The sequence below is a fragment of the Streptococcus sp. SV2 genome (assembly GCF_030440175.1).
GTDB lineage: Bacteria > Bacillota > Bacilli > Lactobacillales > Streptococcaceae > Streptococcus > Streptococcus raffinosi.
Genome location: NZ_JAQFJQ010000004.1, coordinates 141587 through 163260 on the forward strand (window position 1 = coordinate 141587; position 21674 = coordinate 163260).

20 protein-coding genes are annotated in these 21674 nt (G+C 41.9%); 7 read left to right on the forward strand and 13 right to left on the reverse strand.

Annotation, left to right across the window (positions count from 1 at the left end; all coding sequences use genetic code 11):
- Positions 1-125: 125 nt before the first annotated feature.
- Genes rpsR through rpsF form a run of 3 tightly spaced genes read right to left on the reverse strand, consistent with a single transcriptional unit; the run spans position 126 to position 1237 of the window.
- On the reverse strand, positions 126-365 hold the full coding sequence (gene rpsR / locus PCY14_RS03800) for a 30S ribosomal protein S18 (RefSeq protein ID WP_000068664.1): 240 nt from the start codon (positions 363-365) through the stop codon (positions 126-128).
- Positions 366-406: 41 nt separating this feature from the next.
- Complete coding sequence (locus PCY14_RS03805) at positions 407-925, reverse strand: single-stranded DNA-binding protein (RefSeq protein WP_002889274.1); 519 nt, start codon at positions 923-925, stop codon at positions 407-409.
- Positions 926-946: 21 nt separating this feature from the next.
- Positions 947-1237, reverse strand: a complete 291-nt coding sequence (gene rpsF, locus PCY14_RS03810) for a 30S ribosomal protein S6 (protein WP_002884188.1) — start codon at positions 1235-1237, stop codon at positions 947-949.
- A 1150-nt stretch (positions 1238-2387) separates the two neighbouring features.
- Between rpsF and mutY the strand changes: the two genes are divergently transcribed.
- Positions 2388-3539, forward strand: a complete 1152-nt coding sequence (gene mutY, locus PCY14_RS03815; RefSeq protein WP_021146495.1) for an A/G-specific adenine glycosylase — start codon at positions 2388-2390, stop codon at positions 3537-3539.
- A gap of 143 nt (positions 3540-3682) precedes the next feature.
- Here mutY and PCY14_RS03820 read toward each other — a convergent pair whose 3' ends face one another.
- The 3 genes from PCY14_RS03820 to polA form a co-directional block, all read right to left on the reverse strand.
- Positions 3683-3883, reverse strand: a complete 201-nt coding sequence (locus tag PCY14_RS03820; protein WP_021143608.1) for a Blp family class II bacteriocin — start codon at positions 3881-3883, stop codon at positions 3683-3685.
- A 269-nt stretch (positions 3884-4152) separates the two neighbouring features.
- On the reverse strand, positions 4153-5250 hold the full coding sequence (locus PCY14_RS03825; RefSeq protein ID WP_021146497.1) for a DUF6287 domain-containing protein: 1098 nt from the start codon (positions 5248-5250) through the stop codon (positions 4153-4155).
- Between the two features lie 416 nt (positions 5251-5666).
- Positions 5667-8306, reverse strand: coding sequence for a DNA polymerase I (gene polA / locus PCY14_RS03830; protein ID WP_301363178.1), 2640 nt, complete (start codon positions 8304-8306; stop codon positions 5667-5669).
- A gap of 207 nt (positions 8307-8513) precedes the next feature.
- On the opposite strand from polA, the gene PCY14_RS03835 reads away from it, so the two are divergent.
- The gene (locus tag PCY14_RS03835) at positions 8514-10862 is read left to right on the forward strand and encodes an endonuclease MutS2 (RefSeq protein WP_060933684.1); all 2349 of its coding nucleotides are present in this window, start codon (positions 8514-8516) and stop codon (positions 10860-10862) included.
- A 101-nt stretch (positions 10863-10963) separates the two neighbouring features.
- Here PCY14_RS03835 and PCY14_RS03840 read toward each other — a convergent pair whose 3' ends face one another.
- Together PCY14_RS03840 and PCY14_RS03845 are read right to left on the reverse strand one after the other, a co-directional pair.
- A complete protein-coding gene (locus PCY14_RS03840; RefSeq protein ID WP_008535618.1) occupies positions 10964-11506 on the reverse strand; it encodes a CvpA family protein in 543 nt (180 codons plus the stop codon).
- On the reverse strand, positions 11503-11814 hold the full coding sequence (locus tag PCY14_RS03845) for a hypothetical protein (protein ID WP_002889294.1): 312 nt from the start codon (positions 11812-11814) through the stop codon (positions 11503-11505). The genes PCY14_RS03840 and PCY14_RS03845 overlap by 4 nt, the downstream gene beginning before the upstream one ends.
- Positions 11815-12133: 319 nt before the next feature.
- Here PCY14_RS03845 and rnhC point away from each other — a divergent pair, with 319 nt between their 5' ends.
- The 3 genes from rnhC (at position 12134) to PCY14_RS03860 (ending at position 16232) form a co-directional block, all read left to right on the forward strand.
- Positions 12134-13024 (forward strand): ribonuclease HIII, encoded by an 891-nt coding sequence (gene rnhC / locus PCY14_RS03850; RefSeq protein WP_042767137.1) that lies wholly within the window; start codon positions 12134-12136, stop codon positions 13022-13024.
- Positions 13025-13042: 18 nt separating this feature from the next.
- Positions 13043-13666: a signal peptidase I gene (gene lepB / locus PCY14_RS03855; RefSeq protein ID WP_143566901.1), complete on the forward strand. Its 624-nt coding sequence runs from the start codon at positions 13043-13045 to the stop codon at positions 13664-13666.
- 61 nt (positions 13667-13727) lie between these two features.
- Positions 13728-16232 carry an ATP-dependent RecD-like DNA helicase gene (locus PCY14_RS03860; RefSeq protein WP_293930110.1) on the forward strand — a complete coding sequence of 835 codons (2505 nt, stop codon included), beginning with the start codon at positions 13728-13730 and terminating at the stop codon, positions 16230-16232.
- A gap of 54 nt (positions 16233-16286) precedes the next feature.
- On the opposite strand, the gene PCY14_RS03865 is transcribed toward PCY14_RS03860, so the two are convergent.
- Genes PCY14_RS03865 through tsaB form a run of 5 tightly spaced genes read right to left on the reverse strand, consistent with a single transcriptional unit; the run spans position 16287 to position 19457 of the window.
- Positions 16287-16613 carry an AzlD domain-containing protein gene (locus PCY14_RS03865; RefSeq protein WP_002889303.1) on the reverse strand — a complete coding sequence of 109 codons (327 nt, stop codon included), beginning with the start codon at positions 16611-16613 and terminating at the stop codon, positions 16287-16289.
- Positions 16600-17292, reverse strand: coding sequence for an AzlC family ABC transporter permease (locus tag PCY14_RS03870; protein ID WP_164376171.1), 693 nt, complete (start codon positions 17290-17292; stop codon positions 16600-16602). The genes PCY14_RS03865 and PCY14_RS03870 overlap by 14 nt, the downstream gene beginning before the upstream one ends.
- 50 nt (positions 17293-17342) lie before the next feature.
- A complete protein-coding gene (tsaD, locus tag PCY14_RS03875; protein ID WP_021146504.1) occupies positions 17343-18356 on the reverse strand; it encodes a tRNA (adenosine(37)-N6)-threonylcarbamoyltransferase complex transferase subunit TsaD in 1014 nt (337 codons plus the stop codon).
- Positions 18356-18811 carry a ribosomal protein S18-alanine N-acetyltransferase gene (gene rimI, locus PCY14_RS03880; protein WP_042767138.1) on the reverse strand — a complete coding sequence of 152 codons (456 nt, stop codon included), beginning with the start codon at positions 18809-18811 and terminating at the stop codon, positions 18356-18358. Before rimI ends, tsaD begins: the two co-directional genes overlap by 1 nt.
- Positions 18771-19457, reverse strand: coding sequence for a tRNA (adenosine(37)-N6)-threonylcarbamoyltransferase complex dimerization subunit type 1 TsaB (gene tsaB, locus PCY14_RS03885; RefSeq protein ID WP_021146506.1), 687 nt, complete (start codon positions 19455-19457; stop codon positions 18771-18773). Before tsaB ends, rimI begins: the two co-directional genes overlap by 41 nt.
- A 260-nt stretch (positions 19458-19717) precedes the next feature.
- On the opposite strand from tsaB, the gene PCY14_RS03890 reads away from it, so the two are divergent.
- Both PCY14_RS03890 and PCY14_RS03895 read left to right on the forward strand, forming a co-directional pair.
- Entirely contained in the window at positions 19718-19948 is a 231-nt protein-coding gene (locus PCY14_RS03890) for a DNA-dependent RNA polymerase subunit epsilon (RefSeq protein WP_002889311.1), read from the forward strand.
- A 4-nt stretch (positions 19949-19952) separates the two neighbouring features.
- Complete coding sequence (locus PCY14_RS03895) at positions 19953-21635, forward strand: ribonuclease J (RefSeq protein WP_002889315.1); 1683 nt, start codon at positions 19953-19955, stop codon at positions 21633-21635.
- Positions 21636-21674: the final 39 nt, after the last annotated feature.

The following is a 21674-nucleotide window of genomic DNA, read 5'->3' on the forward strand; positions in this document are numbered from 1 at the left end:
CCATACAGCTAAGAAGGCTTAAAAATTGAATAAAATGAAACTTTTCGAGCCATAACATCTCGAAATCATGAGGTGATTACCTAAATTCAGCCATAAAAAAATGCTCTCAAGCGAGAGCATTATGTTTAGTCTTCGTTTACGAAAGGCATAAGTGCCATAACACGAGCGCGTTTAATCGCTGTTGTTACTTTACGTTGGTTTTTAGCTGAAGTTCCTGTTACACGACGTGGAAGAATTTTACCACGTTCTGAAACGAAACGGCTAAGAAGCTCAGTATCTTTGTAATCAACATATTCGATTTTGTTAGCTGCGATGTAATCAACTTTTTTACGGCGTTTGAATCCGCCACGACGTTGTTGAGCCATGTTTATTTCTCCTTTATATATTTAATTCGTTTTGTCCATCCTTAGAATGGAAGATCGTCATCTGAAATATCCATAGGATTTGAGTTTCCAAATGGACTTTCATCACGACCGAAGTTTGGTGTAGATTGTGCAGGTTGTGATCCACCAAATGAACCACCAGCTGAAGCTCCACCACCGAATGAGTTTGAATTATCAAACCCTCCAGCGTTGTATGAACCACCACTGTGACCTTCACGTGTCGCACGGCTTTCCAACATTTGGAAATTGTCAGCGACTACTTCTGTTACGTAAACACGTTGACCTTGTTGATTTTCATAGTTACGAGTCTGAATACGACCTGTAATGCCAATCAATGCGCCTTTCTTAGCCCAGTTAGCCAAATTTTCAGCTTGCTGGCGCCAGATAACACAGTTAATAAAGTCTGTTTCACGTTCACCATTAGCACCCTTGAAGTTACGGTTAACTGCAAGGCTAAAAGTTGCTACTGCAACATTACTTGGTGTATAACGAAGTTCCGCATCACGGGTCATGCGACCAACGAGTACGACATTATTAATCATAATCTACCTTCATCTACCTTCTTAAGCGTCAAGTTTAACGATCATGTGACGAAGAATGTCACCGTTGATTTTTGAAAGACGGTCAAACTCATTAAGAGCAAAATCGTTATCAGATTCAACGTTAACAACGTGGTAAAGTCCTTCACGGAAATCTTGGATTTCGTATGCAAGACGACGTTTTTCCCAATCTTTTGATTCAACAACAGTTGCACCGTTGTCAGTCAAGATAGAATCGAAACGTGCTACCAAAGCGTTTTTAGCTTCTTCTTCAATGTTTGGACGAATGATATAAAGAATTTCGTATTTAGCCATTGATATTTTCCTCCTCTTTTGGTCTAATGACTCATGGTCTTTCGCCACGAGTAAGTGAGGTGCACTCACAGGATATAATTCTACCAAAGATTAAAGGATAATGCAAGGAAAAAAGAGTAAGTAGTATGTGTCCTTTTTTGGGAGAAACTAAAATCACCAAGAGAGTAGGAACACAGCCCCCTTACCTTTCTATCGTATGGCACCTCAAATAACGTTAAAAACTTCCAACAAGCGTCATAAAAAACTGAAATGAGAGCTAACAAAAAGCTCATCCTTACACGCTAGAATGAGCTTTTTAAGAATCTTCTATTGTCATCAGACTATTCCTTTTAGAATTTTTGTAAAAATATTTTTTCATAAGGAGGTGTCACTGTGTGTCACCATTTTTCAATCTAGCAATCATAGATTACCTCCATTAACTTAAAAAAGAATTGTAACTAAGTCACGATTTTCTATTACATTGGTATCACTCCTTAAGCTATTTTGTGCAATAACCTGAAGAGTCTCCATTTTTATAACGTCCTAGATTCATCATCATAGCAATCACCTCTGATTCTTATCATCTGGGACCCATCTTCCTATTGACCACTCAATGAGACTTATTTATCGCCGTTCTTATAACGACTCACATCAAACATCAACATAAGCGTCACCTCGGTACTTTGTAACAAGATTTAAGTATTAAATGCTTCCGATAAATTATTCTACTCGCATGGATATCACTTCTTAAGCCATCTTAAACAACAACTTAAGTATCTCCATTTTTATATCTACTAACATTTCTCATGAGCTTTACCTCACTTTTTGACGTTAATCTTTTAAAATTTAGCTTGCGATTTCTGGTGGTATCACTCCCTTGTAGCTATTTTATGCGACTCTCTTAATCTCCGTTCTTGTAACGCCCTACTGTCATACTGCTACACTCCTTAGAGACCAATTGTAAAGTTTTTGTTTTGCCTACTGTTTTATTAGAGAGCTCAGTCTCCATTTTTATACCTTGAAATATTGATCGTCACCATGGCTACTACCTCCTTGATGAATCCTTATCTTCTTTACAGTTTTATTATAATGTAAACGCTTACTTTTGTCAATCTTTTAACTCGAAAACGCAAGATTTTTTGAAAAAAGATTTCTTTGCTACAATAGAGACATGTTAGATTTAAAAGATTACGGCATCATCATGTGGGATGCTGAGAAGATTGCTTCCTTCCGTCGCACGCTCCTCGACTGGTACGATCGTGAAAAACGTGATTTACCTTGGCGTAGGACCAAAAATCCTTATTATATCTGGGTCAGTGAAATCATGCTACAACAAACCCAGGTACAGACTGTCATTCCTTATTACGAGCGCTTCTTAGACTGGTTCCCTTCCGTTAGGGATCTGGCTGAAGCTCCAGAAGAAAAACTCCTCAAGGCCTGGGAAGGATTGGGTTACTATTCACGTGTCCGAAACATGCAAAAGGCTGCCCAGCAAATCATGGATGACTTTGATGGTCAGTTTCCAGATACATATGAAAACATTGCCAAACTCAAGGGCATCGGACCCTATACTGCTGGTGCTATTTCTAGCATCGCTTTTGGACTCCCAGAGCCCGCTGTTGATGGTAATGTTATGCGGGTTATGGCCCGTCTCTTTGAGGTTAACTACGATATCGGAGACCCCAAAAATCGTAAAATTTTCCAAGCAATCATGGAGATTCTAATTGACCCTAACCGACCCGGCGACTTTAATCAGGCCCTTATGGACCTCGGGACCGATATTGAATCTGCCAAAAATCCAAGACCAGACGAAAGCCCTATTCGCTTTTTCTGTGCAGCCTATCTCAACGGAACCTATGACAAATACCCCATCAAATTACCTAAGAAAAAGCCCAAGCCAATGCAAATTCAGGCTTTTGTTATCAGAAATATGAAGGGTGAATTTCTGCTCGAAAAAAATATCGAAGGGCGTCTGCTAGGTGGTTTCTGGTCCTTCCCTATCGTGGAAACAGACTTTATTGGCCAACAACTCAGCCTTTTTGAAAAGGATGATTGTATTCTCGAGACAGTCTCTCAAAAAGCTATTTTTGAGAAAGATTATTCCCTCAAACCAGAGTGGTCTAGCAATAATTTTGCACCCGTAAAGCATACCTTCAGCCATCAAAAATGGACCATCGAAATGGTGGAAGGCAACGTTAAGAACGGTAAACCTACTTCCGATAAGGAGCTACGCTGGGTGGCTAGTCAAGACTTTGACCAGTTCCCAATGGCCACACCACAGAAGAAGATGATTAAAACTTATGAAGACAGTAAAAAAGGATAGCATTGTGTGCTACCCTTTTTCTTATACATCAAGTTTATCGTGCTTACGGCCTCGCAAAGCAAGGTATACTTTTGAAAGAACTACTCCCAAAAAGATATAAAACAATTCCAAATAAGTCACATTTTTTGACATCAAAAATTCAATCATACCCAACACAACGCTCCGTAACTTACTGCTCCTCCAGCTAATCCCAATAAAGCTCCTCCTGGGCCACTAGTGATAAGACCCGTGATACTTGTTCCGAGGGCTGCCTTAGCTGCATTGTTCCAACTACATCCACCACCTACAACCACTGATAATTCCTGATGTGTCAATACTTGTTGTGTCATTTCTGATGTTTTCAATATATTTTCTCCTTATTAATACTAATTTTTCTATTTATGGTAATTGTGAGTTGCAAATCTCTTAGTGTCCTCACTAATCACTAAGAGATATCCTAAAATTAACTGTCTATTCTATCTCCTTTCATTTTAAAGACAACTGTCGCTAGCTCTCAGTTATATCCTTAAGTTATGCTTTTATTATAGGTAAGATGGCCAATAAAAAATAGTGACATAAATGTCACTATGGAGGACAAAAAAGCCGAAACGTTTAAGTTTCGGCTTGAAAATTATTAATCGACTTTATAGAAGAAGTAACTGTCGTCAGTGGTTCCATAAATTGACTGACCACTCCAGATGCGGTCCTTACTTTTATCTGACTGATCATCAGCTTTCTCATTTGGTGATGATGTTACAGAACCGGTCAAGGCTACTCCTTTGGGTAAGAATGCAATCATTCCACCACCAGGACCAACTTCTTTTGGCACAAGTCCTGCTTTAAAAAAGCCATCAGCAATTTTACCATATTCAATTGCTACTTTCTCAGTATCACTCACTAACCCATTTTTATCAAAGGTCATCGTATAGCCTTTGCCATTCTTCCAAGTTCCAGCGATACTTGAGAAATCACCATTCTGAATAGCATTGATGTCCATACCAGTCTCTTTATTTGATTTGCTGTCGCTACTGCTTGCTTCTGTCTCGTCACTACTTGAGTCGTCAAAGTCATACCAATCCTCGACAGACAAATCAAGAGTCTGAGCGTCACCGAGACCAACCTTACTTGCACCGTCTGTTGTCTCAGACATACTGAAATCAACCGATTGAAGTTGGTTAAAGGCGCCATCCTTGATTTCATAGGTCTCAGCCTTGGCCTCAGGTCTCATACGCTGGAATTGTTGGCAGTAAATCGTACCATCTTTATAAAATTTCATGGTACTCAAGTAACCACCCTTGGCAAAGGTTCCAGCACTTTTTGCAAATACAGGCTTATCATCATTATCAAGATAATATAGCGCGTGAACACTGTCAGGGGTACCAATCAAAAGCTCAGCTGAACCATCATCGTTGATGTCTACATAGCTATATTGCACGTTTTCTCCTGCTCTTTTAGCATCAAAAATAGTGCTAGTCGCATAAGCTTCGTCAGACGAAAGATCACCTGGAACAGCTGATGTATCGCCGTTCAAAGCAATGGGACGATAGAGGTCCAAGACCGAAGCGTAGAGTTCATCGTAGCTCACTTCCCCAGTCTCAGATGAATCACTACTCACTTGCTCAGACTTAGAAGTACTGTCGCCTGAACCTGGAACGTCCGTATTTGTTGCGTTACAAGCTGTCAACAAGAACAAACTTGATAAGAGCGCAAATCCTGTTAATTTCTTTTTCATAACTATCCTTTCATAAGAAACGACCTAATATAAATATTAAATCATTTAAATCTCTCTGACATTATGTTAACAATTGTATGGTTGATAAGTCAAGTATTTTTTGAAAAATTAATTTATATTTATTTATCAAGAACACTTATATAATCATAGCTTTCACTATAATCCAACAATTCCATCCTCAATTAAATTAGAGTTTTGATTAAAATGTCTAGATATTGATTAGTGATTATTTTTACAATTACAAATATCTGCATCAAAAAAAGCCGAACCTCAGTCCAGCTTTCATCTGTCTATTTCTACTTGGTCATAAAGTAGGTGATAATCACCAATACTGCTACAATACCTAGGATAACAGCCAGAAATCCTAGCATGTAACGCAAGAGAAAATAGGTAAATGGAAAATTTTCTTTCATGTTTTACTTTGCCTCATACCATGTACGGCCGTCATTCTCATCTGCAATGAGTGGGACAGCGAGTTCGACTGCAGCTTCCATGGTTTCTTTAACCAAGGCTTTCATCGCTACAAGTTCATCGTTTGGCACCTCAAGGACGATTTCATCGTGCACTTGGAGGAGCATCTTAGTTTTATAGCCACCTTCTACCAAAGCCTTGTCTAAGTTAATCATAGCAATCTTGAGGACATCAGCAGCACTTCCCTGAATAGGCGAGTTGATGGCTGTACGCTCTGCGAAGTTGCGAACATTAAAGTTACGAGAATTGATATCTGGCAACTCACGACGGCGGTGGAAGAGGGTTTCTACATAACCCTTATCCTTGGCCTCACGAACCACATTTTCCATATAGGCCTTAATACCTGGATAGCGCTCAAAGTAGGTGTTGATATACTCCTTAGCCTTTTTACGGCTAATGCCAAGGTTATTAGAAAGTCCGAAGTCAGAAATGCCATAAACGATACCAAAGTTAACAGCCTTGGCGTTACGACGGTCGTTAGGTGTGACATCCTCTGGTTTTTCAATGCCAAAAACACGCATGGCTGTAGAGGTATGGATATCTGCCCCCTCTTTAAAGGCAGCAATCAAATGCTCATCTCCCGAAATGTGAGCAAGCACGCGCAACTCAATCTGTGAGTAATCCGAGCTGAGAAGCACTGCATCCTCAGTCGATGGGACAAAGGCCTTACGGATGAGACGCCCTTGCTCCAAGCGAACGGGGATATTCTGCAAGTTGGGGTCCACTGATGAGAGGCGACCTGTCTGTGTTAAATCTTGCACATAACGGGTATGGATCTTGCCATCCTCAAGAATATAGTCCTGAAGCCCCAAGACATAGGTAGACTGAAGCTTGGTGATTTGGCGGTACTCCAAAATCTTAGCTACGATTGGAGCAATTGGCGCTAATCGTTCAAGGACATCCACAGCTGTCGAGTAACCGGTCTTGGTTTTCTTAGTGTATTCCAAAGGTAGCCCCATCTTTTCAAAGAGGATAACACCCAACTGTTTAGGCGAGTTGATATTGAACTCTTCGCCCGCCATTTCGTAGATTTCTTGGGTCAATTTATCGATAACCACTTGGTTTTCCACTGCCATCTCATTAAGGGTTTGTCCCTTAACCTTAATACCGGCAATTTCCATCTTAGCTAGCACATTTGCCAGTGGTAATTCCATGTCAAAAAGAAGCTCTGATTGACTGTGTTCAGCTAGTTTTTCTAGCATGACCGGTTTAGCAACCTGAAGGACCTTGACTTTTTTAGCTAGGTGGCTGAGCAAGACCTCTTTTTCAGGTACGGCACGCTTAGCTCCCTTACCATAGACCACTTCATCTGTTTCTAACGGTAGGTCCGTATAGAGACGGGCAATGGTTGACAATTCATTGTCCTCAACGGTTGAGAGGAGATACTTGGCCAGACGGGCATCAAAATTGGCCGTCGGCAAGTCAATACCTAGATGGCTCAAGAGCACCTTACTACGCTTGAAATCGTAGATATTAACAGCTTTAGAAAGAGCTGCTTGGAAGGCTTCTGATTTGAGTAGGTCAGTATCTGTAGACGCATAAATCTGCTTGTCATTTCCCCAAGCAAAACCGATGATAGGCTCCGTGTGATAATTCTCACCAAGAATTTCAAAATAAAAGAAATCATCAGGGCTAAAGTGATCTTCTGTCACTTGGCTAGGCTCGGTATAGGCCACATCAAAATCTTGTGGCACAGCCTCCCCACCAAGGGCATTTTTGAACTGAACAAAGCCCATTTCATCATAAAAGGCTGACAATTTTTCAAGGTCAGGTCCCGTAAAGGCCGTATCATCTAAGCAAATTTCAATTGGAGACTGGGTATCAATGGTCGCCAAGGTCTTAGAAAGGAAGGCTTGATCTTTATCATTGATGAGATTTTCCTTCATCTTGGACTTCTTCATCTCATCAATGTGGTCATAGATACCTTCAAGGGAACCGTGTTCCAAGAGGAGCTTGAGACCAGTCTTTTCACCAATCTTAGTAACCCCTGGAATATTATCGGACTTATCACCCATGAGGGCCTTGAGGTCGATGAATTGCTTTGGAGTAATCCCCATTTTCTCCATGAGATAGTCAGGGGTGAAGGCTTCAAACTCTGCCACACCCTTTTTAGAAATCTCAACGACTGTATTTTCGTCAGTCAGCTGAATCAAATCTTTATCCCCAGAAACAACTGTGATTTGGTAGTCCTCACTGGTATTTTCAGCCATCTTAGCTAAGGTACCGATAATGTCATCTGCTTCGTACTGAGCCAAGTCATAATAGGCGATGCCACGTGCAGCCAACATCTCACGGATATAAGGGAACTGCTCACGGAATTCCTCTGGAGTCTTGGCACGACCAGCCTTATAGTCCGCAAACATCTCTGTACGGAAAGTTGTTTTACCAGCATCAAAGGCTACCAAAACATGGGTCGGTTGGATACGCTCAAGCAGGTTGTCCAACATGAGGTGGAAACCGTAGATAGCATTGGTATGAAGTCCGTTATTGTTACGAAAACGGTCAATTTGATTATAAAGTGCGAAAAAGGCACGAAAGGCAACGGATGAACCGTCGATTAGGAGTAATTTTTTCTGATTAGTCATAGGTTTATTATAGCATAGATGGGAGCATTGGTTTTAATTGAAAATCTCTTATTTTAGGGAGACTCTTTTGTAAAATAGTCGTTCAAAAATAAAAAACTTCAAGGAAAATTGTTCAGAGATAAACTTTAGAAATAATCAGTCAGCAATATTGTTACAAGTATTTCCAAGCTCCACTCCCCCATATCCAAATATGCTATAATAGAAGCTATGAACACAAAGATTTTAGACCAATTAGAATTTAACAAGGTCAAGGACCAGTTCACAGAATACCTGCAGACTGAACAGGCTCAGGCAGAGTTGCGTGACTTGGTGCCTATGACCAATCCAGAAAGAATTCAAAATCAATTTACAGAAATTCAAGAAATGGCTGAGATTTTCGTAGAGCACCATGGCTTTGCCATTGGTAGCTTGCGAGATATTTCTGAGCCCTTGCGTCGCTTAGAGCTAGATGCTGACCTCAACATTCAGGAGCTCATTGCTATCAAGAGGGTGCTACAAGCTTCAGCTGACCTAGGTCGTTTCTACGCTGACCTTGAAAATGTAGAGCTCATCGCCCTTAAACGTCTTTTTGATAAGATTGAAGCCTTCCCAAGTCTACAAGGCAGTCTTCAGAGCATCAATGACGGTGGTTTTATTGAGCATTTTGCTAGCCCAGAGTTGCAAAATATTCGTCGCCAACTTAAATCTTGTGATGATGCCATTCGCCAGACCTTGCAAGACATTCTCAAGAAATCTGGCCACATGTTGGCTGAGAGTTTGATTGCTAGTCGTAACGGTCGTTCGGTGCTTCCTGTCAAAAACACCTACCGTAACCGTATTGCTGGAGTTGTGCATGACATCTCAAGCTCTGGAAACACAGTATATATCGAGCCACGCGCCGTTATCCAGCTTAACGAAGAAATTACACAATTACGTGCAGACGAACGCCACGAGATGGCCCGCATCCTGCATGAACTGTCTGACCAACTCCGTCCACAAGCGACTGCTATCGCCAACAACGCTTGGATTTTGGGCCACATGGATTTCATTCGAGGAAAATACCTCTATCTCCATGATAAAAAAGCGGTTATTCCAAAGATTAGTGACAACCAAACACTACAACTACTTAACGTTCGTCACCCTCTTTTGGTCAATCCTGTAGCCAACGATTTGCACTTTGATGAGGACCTTACGGCCATTGTCATCACAGGTCCCAATACTGGTGGTAAAACGGTCATGCTTAAAACGCTAGGACTAGCACAACTAATGGCTCAATCTGGTCTACCAATTTTAGCTGATAAGGGCAGCCGTGTCGCCATTTTCCAAGAGATTTTTGCGGATATCGGAGATGAACAGTCTATCGAACAGAGTTTGTCAACATTCTCTAGTCACATGACCCACATTGTTGAGATTCTGAATGCTGCCAACAGTAACAGTCTGGTCTTGGTCGATGAGCTTGGGGCTGGTACCGACCCTCAGGAAGGGGCTAGTCTAGCCATGGCAATCCTAGAGCACCTCCGTTTGAGCCAGATTAAGACCATGGCTACTACTCACTATCCTGAGCTTAAGGCCTATGGGATTGAGACGCAACATGTGGAAAATGCCAGCATGGAGTTTGACACAGCGACTTTAAGTCCTACCTATCGTTTTATGCAAGGGGTTCCTGGTCGTTCTAATGCCTTTGAAATTGCTCGACGCCTCGGTTTGAATGAGATTATTGTCAAGGAGGCAGAAAACCTCACGGATACTGATAGTGATGTCAACCGTATCATCGAGCAACTTGAGGCCCAAACTGTGGAAACACAAAAACGTCTGGAACACATCAAGGACGTTGAGCAAGAGAACCTTAAATTCAACCGTGCGGTTAAGAAACTCTATAATGAATTCTCCCATGAGTACGACAAGGAACTCGAAAAAGCTCAAAAAGAAATTCAGGATATGGTTGATACAGCTTTGGCTGAGAGCGATAGTATTCTCAAAAATCTCCATGATAAGAGTCAACTCAAGCCTCATGAAGTTATCGATGCCAAAGGAAAACTCAAGAAACTTGCCCCACAAGTGGACCTCTCTAAGAATAAGGTCCTTCGTAAGGCTAAGAAAGAAAAGGCTGCGCGTGCCCCTCGTGTTGGAGATGATATCATCGTTACCGCCTATGGTCAACGTGGTACTCTTACCAGTCAGACCAAAAATGGTAACTGGGAAGCTCAAGTAGGTCTCATCAAGATGACACTCAAAGCGGATGAATTCACTCTGGTTCGTGCCCAAGCTGAAGCCCAACAACCTAAGAAGAAACAGATTAACGTGGTTAAAAAAGCCAAGAAGGCATCTGGTGGTCCTCGTGCCCGTCTAGACCTTCGTGGGAAACGTTACGAAGAAGCTATGCAAGAGCTTGATGCCTTTATTGACCAAGCCCTACTTAATAACATGAGTCAGGTGGACATCATCCACGGTATTGGTACAGGTGTTATCCGTGATGCTGTTACCAAATATCTCCGCCGTCATCGCCATGTTAAAAGTTTTGAATATGCCCCACAAAGTGCCGGTGGTTCTGGATGTACCATTGCAACTCTAGGGTAAGCAATATAAGAAAGACTGAGACACTATGTCCAGTCTTTTTCATACGCTCCAAATCCAGTAACAAAAAAAAGGCTCCCTCAATCAAGGAAGACTTCTTTTTTCTATATCACACTGGTCCACAAGTGCTGGATGATTTGACTCACTGGAAAATAGTAATTAATCAAAAAACGTAATACCCAACTTGATGACAGGAGTGTTTGGATGTTGTTCATAGGCACAGTTGCAAGAATGTTACCTAACATGGTCACGGGAACAAGGCTCACCAATGAAGCCAAGACACCACCTACCACTTGGTAACGTCTCTGGTCAAGTCGCTCAATTCTCACAAAATGAAAGAAAATCCCAAGAAAACGCAAACCATAATAAGCCACACAGTAGATGGCGAAATAAGCGACACCAGCATAGTAGACACGGTCAAGTGAAAAAATATTCTGGTCTGTAAAGAAAGCTATGCTAGCATCCCTAGTCGGATTGGTATAAGGTACCCAAAGATTAATAGCCTCGCCTAGCGGTTGATAAAAATAAGCAGCCACACCCATGGCGATAATGACTGAAACCACATAATAGGCTTGCATAAAGAGACCACGACGGTAGCCAATGTAAAAATTCCAAGCTACAATGGCTAAGACAAGAAGCCCAATCATGCGTCATCCCCATTACGCTTAGCCGTTGCTTTGCCTTTTAGTTGTTCGAGTTGCTTAGCTCTTAGGATTTCCAACTCTTTTTCCATATCTTCCACTTGGATTTCACGTTCTAATTGCGTTGACAATGAATTAATAGCCATTAAAATAGCGATGGTTTCATTGTCAGCCTTTTTCATCTGCTCCTTGATAATATTATATTTTTCATGAGCAACACGCTCTACTTCTTCCATGAATAGATTATCCTTGTCAGTCGTTAGCGTCAGTTTTTTCTCTCCAAAATGAAATTTGTAACGGTTTTTACTTGCCATTTGCTTATTAACTGCCTAATTAATGGTGGTCATAGATTGTCCACCGCAGCTTCTCCTTACTTATTAGTGTAGTAGATTTCCTTCTTACCGAACAAGATTTATACACTTGCCTTGGGGCGTATTTGATACTCAAATGCCAGACACTCTTTTACAATTTAGAAAAAAAGGCAAAAATCGGCATTCTCTTTTTAATCATTATATCCTAAATTTTAACTTTCGTAAATTTTAGACTTTGCACTTCCCCAGAAAAATCATTTTTCAAGACTTAGTCCCTGTAAAATATCTGCCAATTCTCCTTTTTTGTGCTAAAATAGATTCCATGGGCACAATCGTATTAAAAATGACAGCAAAGCAGATTTCAACACTTCAGAAAGACCTGGCAAGCTATGCGACTGCGACTAACAATCCCTATGCTAGTTTTTCAGCCAAGGTCAATGGCACAAGTGTTATTGCCTATACTTCAGGTAAGGTAACCTTCCAGGGTGCTAAACCAGAGGTTCTAGCTAGCCGTTTTGGCTACCAAGCTGAGCCTAAGCAGTCACCTGAAGGGCAAAATCTAGCCCTAATTGGATCAGACGAAGTGGGAAATGGCTCCTATTTTGGTGGACTAGCGGTCGTAGCTAGTCTAGTGACACCAGCCGACCATGCTTTATTGAAGTCCTTGGGGGTCGATGATTCTAAAAATCTCAATGATAGCAAGATTCGTCAGCTTGCCCCGCTCTTGGAGGAGAAGATTCCTCACAAGGCACTACTACTTTCACCCCAGAAGTACAATGAAGTGGTAGGAGACGGCAAGGCACACAATGCTGTATCAGTCAAAGTAGCCCTCCACAATCAAGCTATTTTCCTACTGTTACAAGCAGGAGCGAAACCAGATAAGATTGTCATCGATGCTTTTACCAGTGAGAAAAATTATCAAAAATACCTTAAGAAGGAGCGCAATCGCTTTGACAATCCCATCACCTTAGAAGAGAAAGCTGAAGGCAAATACCTAGCTGTGGCGGTAAGTTCTATCATCGCTCGCAATCTCTTCCTGGAAAATCTGGATAAACTCAGCCAAGAAGTGGGCTATACCCTGCCTTCGGGAGCAGGAACCAAGTCCGATCAGGTCGCTGCCAAGCTCCTACAAGCATATGGAGATCAGGCTCTCCAAGCAACTGCTAAATATCATTTCGCCAATACTAAAAAAGCCTACCAACGCTTAAAATAATCCTGAAAGGCCTTAACTATGCAAAACAAATGGACCCAATTATTCCTCAAATTCCTTCGTGAATGGGGAGTTTTCATCCTCTTTATCACCTTCTTCCTCTTGACACGTCTTTTCCTCTGGCTCCCTGTCCAAGTTGACGGCCACTCAATGGATCCAACCCTAGCAGATAGACAGCGTGTTATCGTTTTGAAGCACACGTCTATTGAACGTTTTGACATTGTCGTTGCCAAGGAAGTTGAAGAAGGTAAGACCAAACAAATTGTAAAACGTGTCATTGGGATGCCAGGTGATACCATTACCTATCAAAATGATAAACTTACCGTCAATGGCAAGGAAGTTAAAGAGAAATATCTCAAGGAATTTCAGGCTGCCTTTGCTAAGGACAAATTACAAAAAGAATATGACTACCGCGATTACTTCCAACAGTTAGCCAAGGATGCCAAGGCCTTCACAGTCAATGCTGAGGGCAATACGACCTTCACGGTTACTGTTCCAGAAGGCAAATATTTCCTACTTGGAGACAACCGTATCGTTTCTAAAGATAGCCGTGCAGTTGGTTACTTTGATGAAAGTGCTCTTGTAGGAGAAGTCAAATTCCGCTTCTGGCCACTTAATAAAATCGGTGGCGTTGAGGACAACTAATCACACTAAATAAGATAAGGTTGGGGAAACCCAGCCTTATTATGTATCTAGGAAAACACACATGCAAGAATATTATTTTTCAGGAACTATTCAACGTGTCATTTTTGAAAATGCCAGTAATTTCTTTCGTATCCTACTCTTAGAGATTGACGAAACTGACAGTGACTTTGAAGACTTTGAAATCATTGTCACGGGAACCATGGGAGATGTCATGGAGGGGGAAGATTATACCTTCTGGGGGCAGCTAACCAACCACCCAAAATATGGCGAACAGCTACAAATGACTCGCTACGAACGTTCAAAACCTTCTGCCAGTGGCCTTATCAAGTATTTCTCTAGCGACAATTTTAAGGGAATTGGTAAGAAAACAGCTGAGCGCATTGTCGATCTTTATGGAGAAGATCCTATTGACAAAATTCTCGAGGGCCCGAACAAGTTAGAACAGATTCCTAACCTTTCAAAGGTTAACCGAGAAGCCTTCGTTGCAAAGTTAAAAATCAACTATGGAACCGAGCAAATCTTGTCCAAGCTTTCCAGCTATGGACTGACACCAAAGGCTGCTTCACAAATTTTCAATCAATACAAGGAAGAATCGCTCAGCCTCATCGAAGAACATCCCTATCTCTTAGTAGAGGAAGTTCAGGGTATTGGCTTTAAAATGGCCGATCAGTTGGCTGAACGTCTGGGGATTGCTAGCGATGCCCCTGAACGTCTACGAGCCGCCCTAATACATTGCCTGCTAGAGGCCTGTATGGAAGAGGGGGACACCTACATCGAAGCCAAGGCTTTGCTTGAAAGGACGATTACCCTTTTGGAGGGTGCCCGCCAGATTGAGCTTGACCCTGCCTTGGTTGCTCACCAATTAACCAACCTCATCCAAGAAGACAAGGTTCAAAATATAGAGACTAAAATCTTTGATAATACCCTATATTTTGCGGAACAGGGCATTTATACCCACCTGAGTCGTATCATAAAAGACCAGCCTAACATCAGTACTGAAGACAAAATCCTTGCAAGCCTTGAAGAAGTGGAAGAGGACCTTGGTATTACTTATGACAAGGTTCAGAAAGATGCCATTATTAAAGCACTACAAAGCAAGGTCTTCATCCTGACGGGTGGTCCTGGAACAGGAAAAACAACTGTCATCAACGGAATTATTAAAACCTATGCTGACCTTCATGGTTTAGATCTCAAAAAAACTGATTTACCCATTATTTTAGCAGCACCAACGGGACGGGCTGCGCGTCGGATGAAGGAACTAACCAATCTTCCTAGCGCCACTATCCATAGACATTTAGGCCTCAATAGCGAGGATGATTTCAAGACCTTAGAGGACTACCTTGATTGCGATTTGATTATTATTGACGAGTTCTCTATGGTTGATACTTGGTTGGCCAATCAACTCTTTGAGAGCATTGCGGACTCTACTCAGGTTATCATTGTGGGTGACCAAGACCAGCTACCTTCCGTAGGCCCTGGTCAGGTCTTGGCTAATCTCTTACAAATTAATGAGATTCCTAAGGTTTCGCTGACCAAAATTTTCAGGCAATCCGAAGATTCCACCATCGTTACCTTGGCTAGTCAAATGCGTCAAGGCCAACTACCTGCTGATTTCACAGAGAAAAAGGCAGATCGCTCTTACTTTGAAGCCAATGCCAATCATATTCCACAGATGGTTCCTAAAATTGTCTCAGCCGCTATAAAGAGCGGGATTGCTGCTCAGGATGTGCAGATTCTAGCCCCCATGTACCGAGGACAGGCTGGTATCAACAATCTCAATACCATTATGCAGGACCTACTCAACCCCCAAGAAAAGGCCAATCAATTTGCCTTTAATGACATATTCTTCCGTAAGAATGACAAGATTCTCCATCTGGTTAATGATACAGAACTCAATGTCTTCAATGGTGATATCGGTATCATTACCGACCTGATTCCCGGTAAATACACTGAAAGCAAGCAGGACGAAATTTACATGTCCTTTGATGGTAATGAGGTTATCTATCCTCGCAACGAGTGGCATAAAATTACCCTGGCCTATGCCATGTCAATCCATAAATCCCAAGGAAGTGAGTTCCCTGTCGTTATCCTTCCCATCACACGCCAAAGTGGACGTATGCTACAGCGTAACCTCATCTACACCGCTATCACACGCGCCAAGAGTAAGCTAGTCATGTTAGGGGAAATTGCAGCCTTCGATTATGCCGTTCACAACGAAGACGCCAAACGCAATACCTACCTCATCCAACGATTTGAACAAACTTATACACAAGTTGTGGATAAGTCTGTCGAAAAGATTGTTAAAAACGAGGCAAAAGACGCCTCCAATCAAACAAAAACGAAAAAGGCTGACCCCTCAGAAACCCTTGAAAATAAAGGATTCTCAGAAGATGTCAATACAGATACAACTCTTATCAACACTTATTCACAAGCTGTGGATAAGTCTGTTAACAAACCTGTGCAAATAGTAGAAAACTATCGTTTAACTGAAGACAATTGGGCCACTATTGACCCAATGATTGGTCTCAGCGAAGATGATATTGCAGCCTTTTTTAACAGCAACTAAAGAAAAAGACTTGGAAAGCGTCTCACTGAGAGCAACTCCAAGTCTTTTCATTTATTAAAATACTAATCGAATCAGGGCCATGGACACAATACCAACGATCACAGCATAGAGGAGATTCTTACTCTTAAATGCTACAATTACCGTTGGCACCGTAGCCAGTATTTCCATCCACTTAAACTGCGGCAAGTGACCGATTTTCTCAGTCATGAGGCTTGAGAGAATCAGGGCAAAGAGAATAGAAACTGGTAGATAGTGCAAAAATCGAACAATAATATCTGGTAAGCCCTTGTATTTAACCAAGACAAAGGGAAGAACACGAGGAACCCAGCTGACCACAAACCCAAGTAGAATAGCAATGAGAATAAACTTATTGACGGCCATCACACATCACCCCCACACTACATCCAATCAAAGTTGCCACTAGAACTGCCAAAGATTCTGATAAGATGATACTAAAGCTCAGATAAGTCACCGCAATAGATAGTAGAATCAAGAGTAGCTTACGCACACCTTCCCCTAACAAGGCATCAATCTGGCTACTTAACAAGCCGATAAACATAGCAATTAAGGCAAAATCCAAGCCAAAAAGCTCAGGATTAGGAATCATTGAACCAATCAAGCAACCAATTACTGATAATACAATCCAAACCAGATAACTGAAAATATTGTTACCATGCATCCAGTTAGCGGAAATATCTTTATGATGCACATATTCTCCCAACAAGACTCCGTAACTTTCATCCGTAATCAGACTACCAATTCCCAGCTGATTCCAGAGACTTGTTTTTGTAAAAATCGTCGTTGCATGTAAACTCATCAACATGTTACGCAAATTAACCAAGAAAACAGTCAAGGTTAACTCACCCAGGCTGGCCCCTGCAACCACTAAGGCACACATGGCAAATTGAGCCGAACCACCGTAAACCAAGGCACACATAAGACCAACTTCAAGAGCTGATAGTCCCGAAGCCGCTGCTACCACACCAAAGGCAAGGCCAATAGCCACATAACCTAGAGCTGTGGGTACTGCGGCTTTCACACCCAAACGAAAGTCAGACACACACAATCCTTTCTAAAGGAACCTCTTACCAGACTAGTAAGAGGTTCTTCTTATTCTTCAAATCCTTCAAAAGCTAGACTTGGCTTAGCATTCAAGTCCAAATCAGAAAAATGTTTCTTATCACATTCAATAGCTGCTGCTAAGGCAATCATGCCAGCATTATCACCACAGAGACGTAAAGGTGGGATGACTACATCCACATCTGTGATTTCTTCAGCCAAACGTTCACGTAATCCCTGATTAGCTGCTACGCCACCAGCCACAACAAATGTCTTGACAGAATAACGGTCCAAGGCTTTCTTGGTCTTAGCTAGGAGAATATCCAAAACAGCTGCTTGGAAGGAAGCACAAAGGTCTTCTTTGACTAGAACTTCTCCCTTTTGCTCTGCATTGTGATGTAAATTGATAAAGGCTGACTTCAAACCTGAAAATGAAAATTCCAAGTTTTCTTCTTTAATCATAGCACGTGGAAAATCATAAACATCTTTCCCTTTATGAGCCAATTCATCAATTTCACGTCCGGCTGGATAGGTCAAGCCCATCACACGCCCGACCTTGTCATAGGCCTCACCAACTGCATCATCACGTGTCTCACCAACAATCTTGTAATTTCCCGGTTCTGACACATAAACCAACTCTGTATGTCCCCCAGACACCAAAAGTGCTAAGAGGGGATATTCTAACTCTTGAACCTCACGCGCCGCCATCAGATGCCCAGCCATATGATTAACTGGAATCAAAGGCAAACCATGAGCCCAAGCAAAGGCCTTAGCCGCTGCCATGCCAACTAAAAGTGCCCCGACCAAACCTGGACCATAGGTTACCGCTACAGCATCTAGTTGTTCAGCACTAATGCCCGCATCTGAAAGGGCATCCTTAATACAAAGAGTCACCACTTCCACATGGTGACGACTAGCCACCTCAGGAACAACACCACCAAAACGTTTATGGCTTTCCACCTGACTGGCAATAATATTACTTAAAAGTTCCTTTTCATTTTTCAAAACGGCAACTGAAGTCTCGTCACACGAGCTCTCCACTGCCAAAATATATCTATCTGCCATTAGACTTCCTCTCGCCTCATGATAACCGCATCCTCTTGAGGCTCATGATAATAATTTTTTCGAATTCCTAGATTTTCAAAACCAAATTTTCTATAAAGTGCCTGAGCGACTTGATTTGAAGCCCTAACTTCAAGAAAGATTGGCTCACTACGATCTTCCAAATGCTTCATCAACTGACTAGCATAACCACGCCCTTGATAAGCTTTTAAAACGGCGATATTGGTCACCTCAAGCTCACCCACCAAATTTTGAAGAGCTAAAAAACCAACAACTTCTTCCTGATCATACACATAGAAATATTCCGTAGTATCTAAAGCCAAGTCTGCTGCCACTTGTTCTATCGTCCAAGGAGACTTGTCATAAACATCCGACAAAATCTGATAAATCAGTTGAGCTTGCTCTTGGCTACTCAATCTAGACGCGCTTGATGTAGTTGTCACGATTAGTCTCCTCATGCGTCTTGAGCCAATTCTCCTCTGCCTCAACCCGCTTCAAGTAATGTGGAACAAAAGCATCCACATCAACAGAAGGCAAATACAAACCTAAACGACCAATTAACTGAGCTGATGGAAGGCTTGACAAAACAGTTGCATTTGGAAGATTTTCCTTAATCTGATCCACAAAATTAGCCACTTCACCGACAAATGTTACCTTCTCATAAGCTTTAGCCTGCTCTAAAACATCTGCAAAAGCGGCATGATGGTCAGAAACGATGGCTTGACCATTTTCATAAAAGCCAACGTAGACATTGTTACGACGGGCATCCATAATAGGAATCACAATGCCATCAGCCGTAAGGTCCGTCAGGGCCTGTAGACTTGAAACTCCCACCAAATCAATACCAAGAGCATAGGCCAAAGTCTTGGCAGTTGCGACAGCCACACGAAGCCCTGTATAGGATCCAGGACCCTGGGCAACTACTATACGTTCTAAATCAGCTGGCTGCCATCCTGCCTGAGCAACCAAAAAATCAATAGTCGGCATCAAACTAATGCTGTGGTTCTTTTTTACCGTCACAGTTGACTCTGCCACTAGGTTCTCATCTTCCAACAAAGCTACTGACAAAGCCGTACTAGAAGTATCAAATGCTAATATTTTCATCTTTTTTCCTTGCTTCCTTTTATGCTTCTCTATTATAACACAAGTCTCTACTTCCCATAAACGAACATTTTCCAACTTTTTCCGCCATTTTCTTTATCTAGCCCCTATCTTATGGTACAATAATAGTAATTGCAAACGAATCAAGGCTACTAGCTATTACTCATAAAAGTGAATATCATAACGTCAAGTGAATCCCTGAATGATTGACTTGACCGGTTTTTTTATAGAATGGCAGAGCCTTTTGTAAAGAAAGGAAAACCATGATTTATAAAGTTTTTTACCAAGAAACTAAAGAGCGTAACCCACGCCGTGAACAGACAAAATCACTCTACTTAGATATTGATGCAGAAAATGAGCTTGCAGGCCGTATCCAAGCTCGTCAAATTATTGAAAATAACACCGCCTACAACATCGAATACATCGAGCTTCTTTCAGAAAAAGCTCTTGAATACGAAAAGGAAACAGGCGTGTTTGAAGTAACGGAGTTCTAAGACCATGACATCAAAAATCAATCTAAAACCTGAAGAAGTTGGGGTTTATGCGATTGGTGGTTTGGGAGAAATCGGTAAGAACACCTACGGTATTGAATACCAAGATGAGATTATCATCGTCGATGCAGGTATTAAATTCCCTGAGGATGATCTTCTCGGTATTGACTATGTCATCCCAGACTATTCTTACATCGTTGAAAACGTTGACCGTGTCAAGGCTCTTGTCATTACTCACGGTCACGAAGACCATATCGGTGGTATCCCCTTCCTTCTTAAGCAGGCAAATATCCCAATCTACGCAGGGCCGCTTGCCCTCGCCCTCATCAAAGGAAAATTGGAAGAACACGGACTACTTCGTGACGCACAACTCTACGAAATTAATGCTAATACAGAGCTTACTTTCAAAAATCTTAGCGTAACTTTCTTCCGTACGACTCACTCTATTCCAGAGCCGCTCGGAATTGTCATCCATACACCTCAAGGTAAAGTCGTTTGTACCGGTGACTTTAAGTTCGACTTCACTCCAGTTGGTGAACCAGCAGACCTTCATCGCATGGCTGCTCTTGGTGAAGAAGGCGTCCTTTGCCTCCTCTCCGACTCAACCAATGCCGAAGTACCAACTTTCACTAATTCTGAGAAGGTGGTTGGCCAATCCATCATGAAAATCATTGAAGGCATTCATGGACGTATTATCTTCGCTTCATTTGCCTCTAACATTTTCCGTCTTCAACAAGCTGCTGAGGCCGCTGTAAAAACCGGTCGTAAGATTGTTGTCTTTGGACGCTCTATGGAAAAAGCCATTGTTAATGGTGTAGAGCTAGGTTATATCAAGGTTCCAAAAGGAACTATCATCGATCCTAGTGAGATGAAGAATTATCATGCTAGTGAGATTCTTATCATGTGTACCGGTTCTCAAGGAGAACCTATGGCAGCCCTAGCACGTATCGCTAATGGTATGCACCGACAAGTGACACTACAACCTGGTGATACTGTCATCTTCTCATCTAGCCCTATTCCAGGAAACACAACCAGCGTTAACCGTTTGATTAATACTATCCAAGAAGCTGGTGTAGATGTCATCCATGGTAAGATTAACAACATCCATACCTCTGGACACGGTGGTCAACAAGAGCAAAAACTGATGCTTCGTTTGATCAAACCAAAATTCTTTATGCCTGTTCACGGTGAATACCGTATGCAGAAAGTCCACGCAGGACTTGCAATTGACTGTGATATTCCTAAAGATAATATCTTTATCATGGAAAACGGTGATGTTCTTGCCCTAACTAAAGACTCTGCTCGTCGTGCAGGTCACTTCAATGCCCAAGACATCTATGTAGATGGTAATGGTGTCGGTGATATTGGAGCTGCAGTCCTACGTGACCGCCGAGATCTTTCAGAAGATGGGGTTGTCCTTGCCGTAGCAACTGTTGATTTCAAATCTAAGATGATTTTGGCTGGTCCAGACATCCTTAGCCGTGGTTTTATCTACATGCGTGAATCAGGCGATCTCATTCGTGAAAGCCAACGTATTCTATTTAATGCTATTCGTATCGCCCTTAAAAATAAGGATGCTAGCATACAATCCGTTAACGGAGCTATCGTCAATGCGTTACGACCATTCCTATACGAAAAAACAGAGCGTGAGCCTATCATCATCCCAATGATTCTCACTCCTGATAAATAAAAAAATATGGTAGCTTTGTCGCTACCATATTTTTTCGGC

Excerpts from the sequence above, each read along its gene's own strand:
- rpsR (WP_000068664.1), bottom strand. The coding sequence starts at position 365 with ATGGCTCAACAACGTCGTGGCGGATTCAAACGCCGTAAAAAAGTTGAT.
- PCY14_RS03805 (WP_002889274.1), bottom strand. The coding sequence starts at position 925 with ATGATTAATAATGTCGTACTCGTTGGTCGCATGACCCGTGATGCGGAA.
- rpsF (WP_002884188.1), bottom strand. The coding sequence starts at position 1,237 with ATGGCTAAATACGAAATTCTTTATATCATTCGTCCAAACATTGAAGAA.
- mutY (WP_021146495.1), top strand. The coding sequence starts at position 2,388 with ATGTTAGATTTAAAAGATTACGGCATCATCATGTGGGATGCTGAGAAG.
- PCY14_RS03825 (WP_021146497.1), bottom strand. The coding sequence starts at position 5,250 with ATGAAAAAGAAATTAACAGGATTTGCGCTCTTATCAAGTTTGTTCTTG.
- polA (WP_301363178.1), bottom strand. The coding sequence starts at position 8,306 with ATGACTAATCAGAAAAAATTACTCCTAATCGACGGTTCATCCGTTGCC.
- PCY14_RS03835 (WP_060933684.1), top strand. The coding sequence starts at position 8,514 with ATGAACACAAAGATTTTAGACCAATTAGAATTTAACAAGGTCAAGGAC.
- PCY14_RS03840 (WP_008535618.1), bottom strand. The coding sequence starts at position 11,506 with ATGATTGGGCTTCTTGTCTTAGCCATTGTAGCTTGGAATTTTTACATT.
- PCY14_RS03845 (WP_002889294.1), bottom strand. The coding sequence starts at position 11,814 with ATGGCAAGTAAAAACCGTTACAAATTTCATTTTGGAGAGAAAAAACTG.
- rnhC (WP_042767137.1), top strand. The coding sequence starts at position 12,134 with ATGGGCACAATCGTATTAAAAATGACAGCAAAGCAGATTTCAACACTT.
- lepB (WP_143566901.1), top strand. The coding sequence starts at position 13,043 with ATGCAAAACAAATGGACCCAATTATTCCTCAAATTCCTTCGTGAATGG.
- PCY14_RS03860 (WP_293930110.1), top strand. The coding sequence starts at position 13,728 with ATGCAAGAATATTATTTTTCAGGAACTATTCAACGTGTCATTTTTGAA.
- PCY14_RS03865 (WP_002889303.1), bottom strand. The coding sequence starts at position 16,613 with ATGGCCGTCAATAAGTTTATTCTCATTGCTATTCTACTTGGGTTTGTG.
- tsaD (WP_021146504.1), bottom strand. The coding sequence starts at position 18,356 with ATGGCAGATAGATATATTTTGGCAGTGGAGAGCTCGTGTGACGAGACT.
- rimI (WP_042767138.1), bottom strand. The coding sequence starts at position 18,811 with ATGAGGAGACTAATCGTGACAACTACATCAAGCGCGTCTAGATTGAGT.
- tsaB (WP_021146506.1), bottom strand. The coding sequence starts at position 19,457 with ATGAAAATATTAGCATTTGATACTTCTAGTACGGCTTTGTCAGTAGCT.
- PCY14_RS03890 (WP_002889311.1), top strand. The coding sequence starts at position 19,718 with ATGATTTATAAAGTTTTTTACCAAGAAACTAAAGAGCGTAACCCACGC.
- PCY14_RS03895 (WP_002889315.1), top strand. The coding sequence starts at position 19,953 with ATGACATCAAAAATCAATCTAAAACCTGAAGAAGTTGGGGTTTATGCG.